The sequence below is a fragment of the Mycobacterium sp. smrl_JER01 genome (assembly GCF_048513595.2).
GTDB lineage: Bacteria > Actinomycetota > Actinomycetes > Mycobacteriales > Mycobacteriaceae > Mycobacterium.
The window spans coordinates 647,624-662,472 of record NZ_JBLXXK020000001.1 but is presented as its reverse complement, the minus strand read 5'-3'; the positions used below and the strand labels follow the sequence as shown (position 1 = coordinate 662,472).

The window sequence follows — 14,849 nt, the reverse complement described above, 5'->3', positions numbered from 1 at the left end:
TGCCGACGGCGAGGCCGAGCAGGACCAGACCGGCGAGTCCGATCGGCGGCCACCATCGGATCAGCGATTTCAGCGCACAATTCCCCGGATGTAGGCAGCCTGGCCGAGGTGCTGCGCGGCGTCATCGATGATGCTGACCAACCGCGCGCCGGCCGTCACCGGTGGTGTCCAGTGCCGATCGATCACGCGGGCGAGTTCGTCGGCCGAGAGCGATGCGACGTACTCCAGCGACACCTTGTGCACTGCGTGGTAGTAGCCGGCGAGCAGTTTCGCCGGAGCACGCACCTTGGCCACCTCTTCGGGGGTGTGCCCATAGCCGTGCGCGTCGCGGGGCAGGTCGAGGGCGAACCTGTCGACCCAACCCTCGCGGAACCACACCTGCTCCGCACCGGCCAGATCGCACACCTGGGCGTCCTGCATCCGGGCGCTGTGCCAGATCAGCCATGCGATCGTGTTGGCCTGCGGCGCAGGCCGATAGTAGGCGACATCGTCGGTGAGATCCTCGGCCAGATCGTCGACATGCTCGATGAGGCGGGTGAACGAGTCGCGCAGCAGTTCCCGGGCGGTATCTATGTCGCGGCTCCCCGCGGCTTCGACATCGGCCATGTCCGCCAACCTACGCGCCGCCCGTCTGAGCGCCGTGGAACACCGCTTCGATGTTGTTGCCGTCGGGGTCACGCACGAAGGCCCCGTAGTAGCCGGGGTGGTACTCGGGCCACAGCCGCGGAGCGTGCAGCGACTCGGCACCGGCCGCGGTCGCTGCCTCATAGAAGGCCTGCACGGCATCGACACCGGAAGCCGCAAAGGCGATGTGCACCTCACGGTTGGGGCCCGTGGCGTCGCCGGAGCTCATGTCGGCGATCCAGAAGTCGGGTTTACCTTCGGTGCCGTAGCCGATGGCTACCTGAAAATCCATCTGGCGCGTGTAGCCGAGCACGCCGAGAACCTTGTCGTAGAACGCTTTCGACTTCTCCCAGTCCGCACAGTTGATTCCGAAGTGGTCGATCATGGGCTCACCGTACATTCGGGGTATGACATATGACCTCGTAATCCGCGGTGGGACTGTGGTCGACGGCTCGGGCGGAGCGCCGTTCGTCGCCGACGTGGCGATCCGCGACGGTGTCATCACCGCGGTGAACCGCGCAGACAACACCGCGGTGAACCGCGCAGACAGTCCCGCGGTGAACCGCGCAGACAGTCCCGCGGGTACCCGCGAGATCGATGCGACGGGGCTGCTGGTCACCCCGGGCTTCGTCGACCTGCACACCCACTACGACGGGCAGGCGATCTGGTCGGACCGGCTCACCCCGTCCTCGGCGCACGGTGTCACCACCGCGGTGATGGGCAACTGCGGCGTCGGGTTCGCGCCCTGTCGCCCCGCGGACCACGATGTCCTTGTCGACGTGATGGCCGGCGTGGAGGACATCCCCGGTGTGGTCATGGTCGACGGCCTGCCCTGGCACTGGGAGACCTTCCCCGAATTCCTCGACGCGCTGGACAGCGGCCGCAGGGACATCGACGTGGCGGCGTTCCTGCCGCACTCTCCACTACGGGTCTACGTGATGGGCCGGCGCGGCGTCGACCGTGAGCCGGCCACCGCCGAGGACCTGGCGATGATGCGCAAGCTGGCCGCCGAAGCCGTGCACGCCGGTGCGCTGGGCTTCGCGTCGTCGCGGTTCACCCTGCACAAAACCCAGAGCGGGCGACCCATCCCCAGTTACGACGCCGACCGGGCCGAGATCGAGGCCATCGCCCGCGGTGTCGACGACGCCGGGGGTGGGCTGATCCAGTTCGTCCCCGATCTCGTCGCCGGCGACTACGAACCGGTGTTGCAGACGGTCTTCGACACGGCCACCGAGATCGGTCTACCCGTCACCTTCACGCTGGCCATCGGCAACGCCGGGGACCCGTTCTACCTCGACGCACTGCGAATGGTGGAGAAGGCCAACGGCAATGGCGGCCAGATCACCGCGCAGATCTTCCCGCGGCCGATCGGACTGATGCTCGGACTGGAGTTGTCCGGCAATCCGTTCGTGATGTATCCCTCCTACCGCGAGATCGCTGCGCTACCCCTCGCCCAACGGGTGGCAGAGATGCGCAAACCCGAAGTCCGCGAACGTATCCTGGCCGACAAGCCGGAATCCGACGGACACCCTTTGATGTTCGCCGCGCAGGCCTGGAACTACATGTTCCCGCTCGGCGATCCACCCGATTACGAACCGGCACCGTCGGATTCGATCGGCGCCCGCGCGCAGGATCGCGGGGTGAGCCCGTCGGAGGAGGCCTACGACCGACTGCTCGACGACGACGGCCACGCCATGCTGTTGGTCACACTGGCGAACTTCCGGGACGGATCCCTGGACACCGTCGCCGAACTGATCCGCCGCGACGATGTGGTGTTGGGCCTCGGCGACGGCGGGGCCCACTACGGAATGATCTGCGACGCAAGCTTTCCCACGTACATGCTGACGCATTGGGTGCGCGACCGACCCACCGGACGGCTGCCGCTCGCCGACGCGGTGCGCGAGCTGACCTCGGTCCCCGCCCGGGTCGCCGGGTTGGCCGACCGCGGTCTCATCGCTGCGGGCTACAAGGCCGATCTCAACCTCATCGACGCCGCCGCGCTGCGACTGCACAAGCCGGTCGTGGTCAACGACCTGCCCGCGGGTGGCCGACGGCTGGACCAGACCGCCGACGGTTACGTGGCCACCCTCGTCTCGGGTGAGGTGATCGCCGAACGCGGCGTCCCCACCGCCGCCAGGCCCGGGAAACTGGTGCGCGGCCGGCAACCGGCGCCGACAGGATGACGGTGCGCGCTGCTGCTCGGGTGGCGCCTCAGGTGTGAAACCCGCAGGAACGGGGAAAGGACATGTCATGGGTCAGCTGTCCATGCCGTCCTTCCTTGCGCTCGCAGCAGCTGTCCTGATCCTCAACCTGCTGGTCAGCGGTATCCGTGTGCTGCGCGGCCCCGACATCCGCGACCGGGTGGCCGGAGTCGCGCTGCTGTCGACGACTGGGGTCGGGGCGTTGCTGGTGATCGCCGAGTTGGTCGACGAGCCGGCACTGCGGACCGCCGGTCTGGTGGTGGTCGCGCTGGCCGTCCTGATCGTGCTCGTGCTGGTCACCGGTCAACACCCGCAGCAGGACCCCAGCCCGTGATGTCGGTGGTGAGCGCGGTGTTCATCGGCGCGGGATGTCTGTTCTACACCTTGGGCACGGTGGGCATCCTGCGGTTCCCCGACCAGCGCAGCAGGCTGCACGCACTCACCAAAGCCGACAATCTCGGTCTCGGGCTCCTGGTCATCGGACTTGCGATCGCATCCGGCGCCCCGGCCACCGCCGGTCTGCTGATCCTGATCTGGCTGCTGGCGCTGGCCGCCAGTGCCACGGCTGCCGGGCTGCTCGCCCGGAGCGACACGTGATCGCTGTCACCCTGCTCGACGTCCTGCTCGGAGTCGGCGTGCTGGTCGCGGCGACGGCGGCGCTCATACATCCGGACCGGGTCGCGTCGGTCACCACCTTCCTCGCGGTCGGCGTGCTGCTGATCGCAGTGTGGGCCCGCCTGGGCGCACCCGACGTTGCCCTCGCCGAAGCCGCGCTCGCGGCCGGGGTGACGGGGGCCATGCTGATCGCGACGGTGGCCCGGGACACCGATCGGGTCCGAGCCCTACGGTGGCCGGCGCTGGCCGGCGAACTGCTCGTCGCACTCGGGCTGGGGGGCGCGCTGGGGGTGGTGCTCGTCGGCGCCGCCGCGCTCCCCGGGCAGGATTCGTTGGCCTGGCAGGCCACCGATCAGCTCGGCGAGGCGGCGGTGTCCCACCCGGTCACCGCGGTATTGCTCGATTACCGCGCCTACGACACCCTGCTGGAGATCGTGGTGTTGACGGTCGCGGCGATCGCCGCGCTGTCGCTGCATCCGCGCGGTTCGTTGCGTTCGGTGGACGTCCCTGTCGACCGACGGCCGGCCCTGGTCGGGCTGGTCCGGGTGTTGGCCCCGGTGCTGGCCCTGCTGGCGGCCTGGCTACTGGTGGCCGGATCGTCGCAGCCGGGTGGGGCGTTCCAGTCGGGTGCGGTCATCACCGGACTGCTGATGCTGGCGTTGCTGACCGGGGGCGTGCGCGTTCCACCGGGTCCGCTGCTGAGGGCGCTGATCGTGGTGGGTGCGTTGGTCTTTCTCGCGCTGGCGGTGCTGACCGCGGGCGCCGGCGGCTGGCTGCAGTTGGCCCCGCCCTGGGGCGGTGCGGCGGTGGTGGCGGTGGAGGCGGCGCTGGCCGTGTCGATCGGCGTCGCGCTGGCAGTGCTCATCGTCGCCCAGGAGCCGAGCCGATGAGCCGCATCGACTGGTTCCTCATCCTCGGGTCGGTGCTCGCCGTGCTCGGCTCGCTGCGCCTGCTGTTGAGCGCCGACGTCGTGCGCCGCATCGTCGCGCTCAACATCGCCGGCGCCGGTGTGTTCGTGATTCTGGTCGCCCTGGCCGCCCGTACCGACCCGCCCGATCCGGTGCTGCACGCACTGGTGCTGACCGGGATCGTCATCGCGGTCTCGATGACCGGGCTGGCGCTGGTCCTCAAACGCCATGCCGACGATCCCGCCGAATCCCGCCCGGCCGAGGACGACGAGTGAACCTCACCGCATGGCTGATCGGACTCCTCGTGTTCGGGCCGCTGATCGGCGCCGCTCTGGCCGCGGTGATCCCCCGTGTCGGCGCCGCGCTGTCGCTGGTTTGCGGCAGCGCGGTGCTGATCGCCGGGCTGCGGTTGGCCGGCACGGTGTCCGAGCACGGACCGGTGGCCGTCCAGCTCGGCGGGTGGGACCAACCAGTGGGGATCGGGCTGCGAATGGACGGGCTGTCCGCGGTACTGGTGCTCACCTGCGCGGTGATCGGTCTGCTGGTCGTGGTGTACGCCACCGGATCGCAGCGCACCCAAGGCAACCGCTTCTTCTTCGCGCTGTGGCTGGCGCTGTCGGCGGGACTGAACGCCGTGTTCGTCGCGGCCGACCTGTTCAACACCTACGTGGCACTGGAACTGGTGACGGTCGCCGCGGTGGGCGCGGTGGCGTTGGGTGGGCGCGCTGCGGCCGGGGCCGCACTGCGTTATCTGCTGGTCGCCGTGGCCGGGTCACTGTGGTTCCTGCTGGCGGTGGCCTTGCTGTACGCACAGGCCGGGTCGCTGTCGCTGGCCCAGATCGCCGAGCGCGCCGAAGGTCCACACGTGGCCGTCGCCCTGGTGATCGCCACCGTGGGCCTGGCGCTGAAGTCTGCGCTGGTGCCGATGCATGCCTGGCTGCCACCCGCGCACGCCGGGGCACCCTCGGCGGTGAGCCCGCTGATGTCGGCTCTGGTGATCAAGGCGTCCCTGTTCGTGTTGTACCGGCTGTGGACGACGTTGCCCGTCGACGCCGCGTTGCTCGCGGTGTCGCAGGCCGTCGGGTTGCTCGGGTGCCTCGCCGTGGTGTGGGGCAGTGTCGCGGCGCTGCGCCAGCAGCGGCTCAAGCGGGTGGTGGCCTACTCGACGGTCGCGCAGGTCGGCTACCTCGTGCTGCTGATCCCGTTGGTGGCGCCGGCGCTGACCGACGATGCGCTGCCACTGGACCGGCACGTCGCCGAACTCGCGGTGCAGGGAACGGTGGCGTTCGTGGTCGGTCACGCACTGGCCAAGACCGCGATGTTCGCAGCGGCGGGCTGTCTGCTGTACAGCTACGGCACCGACGAACTGTCCGCGCTGCGCGGTGCGGCCGCCACGCACCGGGTTCCGGTGTTCACCTTCGGCGTGGCCGGCATCGCGCTGGCCGGGCTGCCGCCGGCGATCGCGTTCACCGGTAAATGGCAGTTGCTCACCGCGGCGCTGGTTGCCGGCCAATGGTGGTGGCTGCCGATCCTGCTGTTCGGTGCGTTGCTCACCGCCGCCTACACCGTCCGGGTGTTGGCCATCGTCCTGGCCGAGCCGACCGAGCAGCCCCCTCGGTCCGGACCGCCGGCACCGGCCCGGATGCGCTACAGCGCGCTACTCGCCGCAATGGCGGCCGCCAGCCTGGGCGTGGGGTTCTCGGCGGCGACGACGCTGTCCTCGGTAGGCCTGCCGGTGGTGACGCCGTGACCGGGTCGCTGATCCCGCTGGCCATCCTGGCCACCTCGCTGCTGCCGGCGGCCGCGGTGTTCCTGCTGCCGCCGGACGCTCACCGGGCCCGCGCGGTCCTCTGCCTGGGCGGCGCCACCGCCAAGGTCACGCTGGTCGCGGCGCTGATTCCGATGGTCGCCGCCGGGGAGCGGTTCACCATCCGCAGCCCCTTCGTCCCGGGCGTCGACCTGGTGCTGAGAGTCGAACCGTTCGGCCTCTATTTCCTCGGTCTGTCCTCGGTGCTGTGGCTGCTGACCACGGTGTACGCACTCGGCTATTTCCGGGGCGCGGACCGGCTGAACCGATTTTTCGGCTTCTTCAGCCTGTGCGTGGCCGCCACCAGCGGTATCGCGCTGGCAGGAAATCCGCTGACATTCGTGATCTTCTTCGAGATGCTGACCCTGGTGACCTATCCGCTGGTGGTGCACGACGGCACCCCGGCGGCATTCCGGGGCGGCCGGACCTACCTGGCCCACACCCTGGCCGGCGGCACCGCACTGCTCATCGGCGTGGTGTGGCTCACCGCCGAGATCGGCTCCGTCGACTTCGACGAGCGCGGCAGTCCGGTGATGACCGAGTTCGGCCGGGAGAACCCGGTCGCGGCGGTGTCGATCTTCATGCTCATGCTGGCCGGCCTGGGGGTGAAGGCCGCGCTGGTGCCGCTACACGGCTGGCTACCGAGGGCCATGGTGGCTCCCGCGCCGGTCAGCGCGCTGCTGCACGCCGTGGCGGTGGTCAAGGCCGGGGTGTTCGGGGTGGTGCTGCTCGTCGACTACATCTTCGGGGTCGAGCTGGCCGCCGAACTGGGCTTGCTCACCCCGCTGGCGGTCCTGGCCGGGTTCACGATCATCTACGGCTCGGTGCAGGCGTTGCGGCAGGACGGACTGAAGGCCCGGCTGGCCTACTCGACCGTGAGCCAGGTGTCCTACGTGGTCCTCGGTGTCGCCACCACCTCGGTTCTGGCCACCACCGGCGGCATCGCCCACATCGTCAACCAGGGCATCATGAAGATCACCCTGTTCTTCTGCGCCGGCGCGTTCGCCACCGTGCTGGGTGTCAGCAAGGTGTCCGAACTCGACGGCGTGGGTCGCCGCATGCCGGTCATCTCGGCGGCGTTCACCATCGCGGCCGTCGGCATGGTCGGTATCCCACCGCTGGCCGGGTTCCTGTCCAAGTGGTATCTGGCCAGTGGCGCCGTCGACGCCGATGCGGCCTGGGTGCTCGGTGTCCTGGTGCTGTCGAGCTTGCTCAACGCCCTGTACTTCTTCCCTGTCATCGGGCGGCTGTGGTGGCGCGACGGCACCGTCGGTCCCCGGACAGCGGGTTTGGAGGGACCCGCGACACTCGTCGTCCCGACCGCCGTCACGGCCGTCCTGGTGCTCGGCATCGGCGTCTTCGCCGGCTGGATCTACTCCCCGCTGGAGTTGGCGCGGTTGATCACCGAAGGGATCTACGGACTGTGAACGATGCGGGTCTGTCCGTGATGCAGGCGCTGCTGTGGGCGCTCGCGGTGGGAGCGCCCACCGCGACCCTGGTGTTGCTGGCTGCCACCGCGTCCCGTGACCGCCGCGCCAACGTCCGGGCCCGTCGGGTGCTGATCAGGATCGCTCCGGCGACGACGGCGCCGGCAGGATTGCTGGCGCTGGTCGGCCCGGCCGCCGGGGTGCTGGACGCCCCGTGGCTGGTGCTGGGCACCCGGCTCGAAGTGGACGAGCTGGGGCGGCCGCTGCTGCTGCTCGCCGCGGTGCTCTACGGCACCGCGCTGACCGCGGTGGCGTTCAGCACCACCCCGCGAGCCCATCTGCTCTCGGCGTTCCTGCTGCTCAGTTTCCTGGGCAACTCCGGGGTGTTCCTGGCCGCCGACACCGTCAGCTTCTATGTCTCGTTCGCGGTGATGAGCCTGGCCGCCTACGGCTGCGTGGTGCACACCCGATCGGAGTCGGCCCGCCGCGCGGGGCGGGTCTATCTGGTGCTGACCATGATCTCGGAGATGGCGGTGCTCAGCGCGTTGGTGCTGGTGGTGGCCGCCGGTGGCGCACTGGTCACCGACGCCCCGGCCGCTGTCGCGAACTCCGAGCTGCGCAACGTGATCGTGGCGCTGCTGCTGGTCGGTTTCGGCATCAAGGCGGGCTCGGTGCCGCTGCACGTCTGGCTGCCGCTCGCGCACCCGGCGGCCCCGCCGGCGGCCAGCGCGGTCCTCTCCGGCGCCATGGTCAAGGCCGGTCTGATCGGCTGGCTGCGCTTCCTGCCGCTCGGCGAGGTCGCGCTGCCCGGCTGGGGGCTGACACTGACGGTGCTGGCGCTGTCGGGGGCGTTCCTGGCGTTGCCGCTGGGGGTGCTGCACAGCGATCCGAAGGTGCCGCTGGCCTACAGCACCATCAGCCAGATGGGTTTCCTGGCCATGCTGGTCGGCATCGCGCTGGGGCAACCCGACCTGGCCCCGGCCTGCGTGCTGGCCGCGGTCGTCTACGCGGTACACCACGGGGTGGCCAAGGGCGGCCTGTTCCTCGGCGTGGCGATCTGGCAGCGGCACTACGCCGGGCGTTGGCGGCTGGTGGTGCTCGCGGTGCTGGCCCTGCTGGCGATCGCGGTCGCCGGCGCCCCGCTGGGCTCCGGCGCGGTGGCCAAGTATGCGGCCAAACAGGCCGTCGCCCCGGTGGCGCTGGGCCCGGTGCAGCTGGCCGATCTGCTGCCCTGGGTGGGCACGGTGTCGACGCTGCTGCTGGCCCGCGCCGGCTGGGTGCTCATCCACGGCAAGCAGGGCCCGACCCACCACCCCGACCCCGCGCTCTACAGCTGGGTGGTGCTGGCACTGCTGGGCAGCGGCGCCACCTGGCTGCTGGCCGAACGCTGGGCGCCGCTGGTCTCGGTGCCCGGACTGGACGCGGTGACGGTCTGGGACGCCAGCTGGCCGGTGCTGGTCGGTGTGCTGCTCGCCGCGGCGGTGTGGGCGCTCTCGCACGCCGAGCTGCTGCCCCGCCGGCTGGGCCACCCTGACGGCACGCTGCTGCCCGCCGGCGATCTCGTCGTCGTGGAGGAAGCCGCGCTCACCCGGGTGGTCGCGGCGGCCCGACGCGCCGGCAGTTGGTCGGCAGCAGGTCTGACGGCGCGGGTCGCCGAGCGATTGACGCCACGCCGGCTGCCCGTTGCCGGCGACCGGTTCGAGATGGCGCTGTCGGGCTGGATCACCTCCGGACTGGCCATCATCACCGTGGCCGCGATGTTGGGGCTCGCCTTGCTGCTGGGGTGGCGGTCATGATCCGGTGGGTGCGGGCCGCGCTGCTGCGCGCACTGGTGTTCGCCGGGTTGTGGTGGCTGCTGACCGAGGGATCGGGCGCCTGGTCCTACGGTCTGCCGATCGTGACCGTTCTGACCGTGGTGACGTTGTGGCTGTCCGCGCCGGTGACGACCCCGCGCAGACCGCTACCGGTGCGGACGCGGGCAGCGCTACACGTCGTCGGCTGGTTCCTGGGCCATTCGGTCCGCGGCGCGGTCGACGTGGCGCGGCGGGCACTGGCACGGCCCGTCGACGTCGACCCGGTCGACGAGACCTTCCCGGTGCAACTGACCTCGCCGCTGGGTCGCGTACTGCTCACCGACTTCGCCACGCTGACCCCCGGAACGCTGTCGGTCGACCTCACCGAGACCCCCGACGGGCACGTCCTGCACCTGCACATCCTGCACCGCGACATCGACGCCCACGGGGCGCTGTCCGAACTGCAAGACCATCTGGCCGACCTGCTCGATCCGCCACAAACCGACCGAAAGGAACTATGACCGCTCTGCCCCACGCCGTGCCCGCCCCCCGACCCCTGCTGCGCCACGCCGGCGGCTACCTGCCCATCGAGGACCACGGTCTGATCGGCGACGGCAGCACCTGCGCGCTGGTGGCCCGCGACGGCGCGGTCTGCTGGCTGTGCCCACCGCAGTTCGACGCCCCGCCCCTGCTGGCCTCACTGCTGGACTCCGAGCGCGGCGGGCACTGGACCATCGCACCGGAGGGACTCGACGGCGGCGAGCAGCGCTACAGCGATGACACCGCCATCCTGACCACCACGTTGCGCGGTGCGGGCGGTGTGGTCGAAGTGACCGACTTCCTGGCGCTGCGGGCCGGGGCCGACCTCACCGAGATCGTGCCGTCGGCGCGCGGCCAGTTCGTCCGGATCGCCCGGGTGGTCTCGGGTGCGGTCACGTTGCGGGTCCGTTTCGCGCCGCGGCGCCGCTGTGAGTTCGGCCGAGCGGGCGGAGCCTGGCGGATCGAGAGCCCCGATCACCCCGGATTGCCGTTGCAGCTGCGGTCCTCCCACGAACTGCACCCGGCCGACCACGGTGCGCTTGAGGCGCGGGTCGAACTGCGGGCGGGCCAGAGCTACCACAGTTCGCTGGTGTGGTCCCCCGATCGTCAGACCCATATCGGCACCTCGGTGCAGACCCTGGCCGAGCGGACCGCCCAGGTATGGCGCCAGTGGGCCGCGCGCGTCGACTACGAGGGGCCGCAGCGTGGGCTGGTTCGCCGCTCCGCGCTGACGCTCAAGCTGCTCGACCACGCCTCCACCGGCGGCATCATGGCTGCGGCCACCTCATCATTACCGGAATGGGTTGGCGGCGAACGCAATTGGGACTACCGCTACACCTGGGTGCGGGATGCCGCGTTCTCCACCTACGCGCTGCGGCGTATCGGGCTGACCAGCGAGGCCAACGCGTTCCTGTCCTGGACACTGGCCTGCGCCGACCGTGACGGCAGGCCGTCGATCATGTACGCCCTCGACGGTGGCCAGCCACCTCAGGAGACCGTCGACGACGGACTGCGCGGATGGCGGCATTCGCCGCCGGTGCGGTGGGGCAACGGCGCGGCCGGTCAGACCCAGCACGATGTCTACGGCGAACTGCTCGACGTCGCCTACCAGTGGGTGCGCGCCGGCGGTGAGATCGACGGGCACCTGTGGTCGACGCTGCGGGGGCTGGCCGACGCCGCGGTGCACAACTGGCGCACTCCCGACCACGGGATCTGGGAGATCCGCGGCAGCGGACGACCGTTCACCTACTCGGTGGCGATGTGCCAGGTCGCCGTCGACCGTGCGGTGCGTATCGCCGAGTTCACCGGACACCAGGGGCCGGTGGAACAGTGGCGGGCGGCTCGCGAAGAGATCCGCGACGCGGTGCTCTCCGGTGCGTGGGACACCGACCGCCGCACCTTCACCGAACAGCTGGCCGCCGACGGGTCGCCCCGCGGCGGGTTGGACGCGTCGCTGCTGGCGCTCCCGTTGCGGCGGGTCATCGCGTTCACCGATCCACGGATGATCGCCACGGTCGAGGCGGTCCGGCGCGAACTCGACGCCGGTGACGGACTGCTTTACCGCTACCGCCACGAGGTGTCGCCCGACGGGCTGGAAGGCCACGAAGGCGCCTTTCTGCTGTGCTCGTTCTGGCTGGTCGACAACCTGACCGGCCAGGGCAGGGTGGACGAGGCCATCAAGCTCTACGACTCGCTGTGCAACCGGACCAATCACCTGGGCCTGCTCAGTGAGGAGATCGATCCGCGGGACGGGTCGTTCCTGGGGAACTTCCCGCAGGCGTTCAGCCACATCGGAGTGATCGCCAGCGGCCACCGGTTGGCGCAGGCGATCCGGGGTCGGCGATGACCGCGGCGCGCCCGCTGGTGGTCCTCGGCGGCGCCGGCGATCTGACCGCCCGGCTGCTCCTACCGTCGTTGGCGCATCTGGTCGCGTCGGGGGTCGACACCGTGCGACTGATCGCGGTGGCCGACCGCGACCTCGACGACACCCGCTACCGCGACTGGGTGAGCGCACAGTTGGCCCGCCACGATCCCGACGCGCCGGCCGGGACGCACGACATCGTCGCCGAGGCGGCGGTGTTCATCAGGGGTGACGTCACCGAGCCGCAGACCCTGCAGGCCGCGCTGCGGCACACCGACGGGGAACCGCCCATCATCTATCTGGCCCTGCCCAACGCGGTGTTCGCCGATACGCTGACCGCGCTGGAGCGGGCCGGCGTTCCCGAGGGCACCATCATCGCCGTCGAGAAACCGTTCGGCTCCGACGGTGCGGACGCCCGTTGCCTCAACGACCTGCTGCACCGGCTGGTGCCCGAATCGGCCACCTTCCGGATCGACCATTTCCTCGCCAAGCGCACGGTCCTCAACATTCTCGGCCTGCGCTTCGCCAACCGGCTGTTCGAGCCGGTGTGGAACAACCAGCACGTCGACCGGGTCGAGATCGTCTACGACGAAACGCTGGGACTGGAGGGCCGGGCCGGCTACTACGACACCGCCGGGGCGCTACGCGACATGCTGCAGAATCATCTGCTCCAGATCCTGGCGCTGGTCGTGATGGAGCCGCCGCACGCACTCGATTCCGCGTCGCTGGGCGCCGCCAAGGCCGAAGCGCTGCGTGCCGTGCGCACCCTGCGCGGGCCCGATGCCGTGCGGGCCCGCTATCTGGGCTACGCCGAGGAGGACGGGGTCGAGCCGGTCCGGGGGACCGAGACCTTCGTCGATGCCGTGGTACACGTCGACAGCTGGCGCTGGGCCGGAGTGCCGTTCCGGTTGCGGACCGGCAAAGCGCTGCGCCGGGTGCGGAAGGAGGTCTGCGTGCATTTCCGACCGGTGCCGCACTCGCCGTTCACCGGCCCGTTCCCCGAACCCAACACGCTGCATCTGGATCTCGACACCGACGCGATGACCCTCGAGCTGGACGTCAACGGCGAGAACGACCCGTTCGACGTGGAGCGGCGCCGGTTCAGCACCGACCCGGCGCCGCCGCCGGTGCCGGCCTACGCGACGGTGCTCGCTGCTCTGCTGGCCGGGGACACCACGTTGTCGATCACCGATGAGGAGGCCGAGCAGAGCTGGCGCATCGTCAGCGATCTGCTGGCCGACTGGGACGACGAGCACGGCAGGATCGACGAATACGCCCCCGGCTCGGATGGTCCGTCGTCGCCGCCGGGCTGGCCGTAGGCACGAAAAAGCCCGGTCCCCTGCGGGACCGGGCTTCTTCGTTTCTGAGCAGGACTTAGAAGTCCATACCGCCCATGCCACCGGTCGGGTCGCCGGCGGGTGCGGCGGCCTTCTCCGGCTTGTCGGCGACGACGGCCTCGGTGGTGAGGAACAGCGCCGCGATCGAGGCTGCGTTCTGCAGCGCCGAACGGGTCACCTTCACCGGGTCGGCAACGCCGGCCTTGAGCAGGTCCTCGTACTCACCGGTCGCGGCGTTGAGGCCGTGACCCGCGGGCAGGTTGGACACCTTCTCGGCGACCACACCGGGCTCCAGACCACCGTTGAAGGCGATCTGCTTGAGCGGAGCCGACAGCGCGACACGCACGATGTTGGCGCCGGTGGCTTCGTCACCCTTGAGACCGAGATCGTCGAGCGCGGGAGCCGACTGCAGCAGAGCCACGCCGCCACCGGCGACGATGCCCTCCTCGACGGCGGCCTTCGCGTTGCGGACGGCGTCCTCGATGCGGTGCTTGCGCTCCTTGAGCTCCACCTCGGTGGCAGCGCCGGCCTTGATCACCGCAACACCGCCGGCCAGCTTGGCCAGGCGCTCCTGCAGCTTCTCGCGGTCGTAGTCGGAGTCGCTGTTCTCGATCTCGGCGCGGATCTGGGCCACCCGGCCAGCGATGGCGTCGGAGTCACCGGCGCCCTCGACGATGGTGGTCTCGTCCTTGGTCACCACGACCTTGCGGGCCTTGCCCAGCAGCGCGACGTCGGCAGTCTCCAGGGACAGACCGACCTCTTCGCTGATGACCTGGCCACCGGTGAGGATCGCCATGTCCTGCAGCATCGCCTTACGACGGTCGCCGAAGCCCGGGGCCTTGACGGCGACGGACTTGAAGGTGCCGCGGATCTTGTTGACCACCAGGGTCGACAGGGCCTCGCCCTCGACGTCCTCGGCGATGATCAGCAGCGGCTTGCCGGACTGGATGACCTTCTCCAGCAGCGGCAGCAGATCCTTGACGGTCGACACCTTGGAGCTGACCAGCAGGATGTAGGGATCCTCCAGGACGGCTTCCTGGCGCTCGGCGTCGGTCACGAAGTAGCCCGAGATGTAGCCCTTGTCGAAGCGCATACCCTCGGTGAGCTCCAGCTGCAGGCCGAAGGTGTTGGACTCCTCGACGGTGATGACACCCTCGTTGCCGACCTTGTCCATCGCCTCGGCGATGAGCTCACCGATCTGGGTGTCGCCCGCGGAGATCGCGGCGGTGGCAGCGATCTGCTCCTTGGTCTCGACCTCCTTGGCCGACTTCAGCAGCGTCTGGGTGACTGCTTCGACCGCCTTCTCGATGCCACGCTTGAGGCCGAGCGGGTTGGCGCCGGCGGCCACGTTGCGCAGGCCCTCACGGACCAGCGCCTGAGCGAGCACGGTGGCGGTGGTGGTGCCGTCGCCCGCGACGTCGTCGGTCTTCTTGGCGACCTCTTTGACCAGCTCAGCGCCGATCTTCTCGTACGGGTCCTCCAGCTCGATCTCCTTGGCGATGGACACACCATCGTTGGTGATCGTGGGGGCGCCCCACTTCTTCTCCAGGACGACGTTGCGACCCTTGGGGCCCAGCGTCACCTTTACCGCGTCGGCGAGGCTGTTGAGGCCCCGCTCGAGGCCGCGACGGGCCTCTTCGTCATACGCAATTGTCTTGGCCATTGCGAAGTGTTTCCTCCGGATTGGGGATGCACGTCTTGTGGTCGGATTCGATGCCCGCGACGGACGATCGGGG

At 70.0% G+C, this 14,849-nt stretch carries 14 protein-coding genes; 11 read left to right on the top strand and 3 right to left on the bottom strand.

Features of this window, described 5'->3' with window-relative positions:
* Positions 1-69: 69 nt before the first annotated feature.
* Together ACNUDN_RS03150 and ACNUDN_RS03145 are read right to left on the bottom strand one after the other, a co-directional pair.
* Positions 70-606 (bottom strand): mycothiol transferase, encoded by a 537-nt coding sequence (locus ACNUDN_RS03150; RefSeq protein ID WP_419120591.1) that lies wholly within the window; start codon positions 604-606, stop codon positions 70-72.
* Positions 607-616: 10 nt separating this feature from the next.
* Positions 617-1,009, bottom strand: coding sequence for a VOC family protein (locus ACNUDN_RS03145; RefSeq protein ID WP_419120590.1), 393 nt, complete (start codon positions 1,007-1,009; stop codon positions 617-619).
* A gap of 22 nt (positions 1,010-1,031) precedes the next feature.
* On the opposite strand from ACNUDN_RS03145, the gene ACNUDN_RS03140 reads away from it, so the two are divergent.
* From ACNUDN_RS03140 to ACNUDN_RS03090, 11 genes are all read left to right on the top strand, one after another.
* Positions 1,032-2,807 carry an N-acyl-D-amino-acid deacylase family protein gene (locus tag ACNUDN_RS03140; protein ID WP_419120589.1) on the top strand — a complete coding sequence of 592 codons (1,776 nt, stop codon included), beginning with the start codon at positions 1,032-1,034 and terminating at the stop codon, positions 2,805-2,807.
* Between the two features lie 67 nt (positions 2,808-2,874).
* Positions 2,875-3,159, top strand: a complete 285-nt coding sequence (locus ACNUDN_RS03135) for an MrpF/PhaF family protein (RefSeq protein WP_419120588.1) — start codon at positions 2,875-2,877, stop codon at positions 3,157-3,159.
* Positions 3,159-3,422, top strand: coding sequence for a cation:proton antiporter (locus ACNUDN_RS03130; RefSeq protein WP_419120587.1), 264 nt, complete (start codon positions 3,159-3,161; stop codon positions 3,420-3,422). The genes ACNUDN_RS03135 and ACNUDN_RS03130 overlap by 1 nt, the downstream gene beginning before the upstream one ends.
* The gene (locus ACNUDN_RS03125; protein WP_419120586.1) at positions 3,419-4,330 is read left to right on the top strand and encodes a hydrogenase subunit MbhD domain-containing protein; all 912 of its coding nucleotides are present in this window, start codon (positions 3,419-3,421) and stop codon (positions 4,328-4,330) included. Before ACNUDN_RS03130 ends, ACNUDN_RS03125 begins: the two co-directional genes overlap by 4 nt.
* Positions 4,327-4,623, top strand: a complete 297-nt coding sequence (locus tag ACNUDN_RS03120) for an NADH-quinone oxidoreductase subunit K (protein ID WP_419120585.1) — start codon at positions 4,327-4,329, stop codon at positions 4,621-4,623. The genes ACNUDN_RS03125 and ACNUDN_RS03120 overlap by 4 nt, the downstream gene beginning before the upstream one ends.
* Positions 4,620-6,098 carry a complex I subunit 5 family protein gene (locus ACNUDN_RS03115; RefSeq protein ID WP_419120584.1) on the top strand — a complete coding sequence of 493 codons (1,479 nt, stop codon included), beginning with the start codon at positions 4,620-4,622 and terminating at the stop codon, positions 6,096-6,098. The genes ACNUDN_RS03120 and ACNUDN_RS03115 overlap by 4 nt, the downstream gene beginning before the upstream one ends.
* Complete coding sequence (locus ACNUDN_RS03110) at positions 6,095-7,582, top strand: proton-conducting transporter transmembrane domain-containing protein (protein WP_419120583.1); 1,488 nt, start codon at positions 6,095-6,097, stop codon at positions 7,580-7,582. The genes ACNUDN_RS03115 and ACNUDN_RS03110 overlap by 4 nt, the downstream gene beginning before the upstream one ends.
* Positions 7,579-9,378: a proton-conducting transporter transmembrane domain-containing protein gene (locus ACNUDN_RS03105; RefSeq protein ID WP_419120582.1), complete on the top strand. Its 1,800-nt coding sequence runs from the start codon at positions 7,579-7,581 to the stop codon at positions 9,376-9,378. Before ACNUDN_RS03110 ends, ACNUDN_RS03105 begins: the two co-directional genes overlap by 4 nt.
* Positions 9,375-9,896 (top strand): Na+/H+ antiporter subunit E, encoded by a 522-nt coding sequence (locus ACNUDN_RS03100; protein ID WP_419120581.1) that lies wholly within the window; start codon positions 9,375-9,377, stop codon positions 9,894-9,896. The genes ACNUDN_RS03105 and ACNUDN_RS03100 overlap by 4 nt, the downstream gene beginning before the upstream one ends.
* The gene (locus ACNUDN_RS03095) at positions 9,893-11,761 is read left to right on the top strand and encodes a glycoside hydrolase family 15 protein (protein WP_419120580.1); all 1,869 of its coding nucleotides are present in this window, start codon (positions 9,893-9,895) and stop codon (positions 11,759-11,761) included. Before ACNUDN_RS03100 ends, ACNUDN_RS03095 begins: the two co-directional genes overlap by 4 nt.
* Positions 11,758-13,095 carry a glucose-6-phosphate dehydrogenase gene (locus ACNUDN_RS03090; protein WP_419120579.1) on the top strand — a complete coding sequence of 446 codons (1,338 nt, stop codon included), beginning with the start codon at positions 11,758-11,760 and terminating at the stop codon, positions 13,093-13,095. The genes ACNUDN_RS03095 and ACNUDN_RS03090 overlap by 4 nt, the downstream gene beginning before the upstream one ends.
* A 55-nt stretch (positions 13,096-13,150) precedes the next feature.
* Here the strand turns inward: ACNUDN_RS03090 and groL are convergent, their stop codons facing one another.
* Entirely contained in the window at positions 13,151-14,776 is a 1,626-nt protein-coding gene (gene groL, locus ACNUDN_RS03085) for a chaperonin GroEL (protein ID WP_419120578.1), read from the bottom strand.
* Between the last annotated feature and the right edge of the window lie 73 nt (positions 14,777-14,849).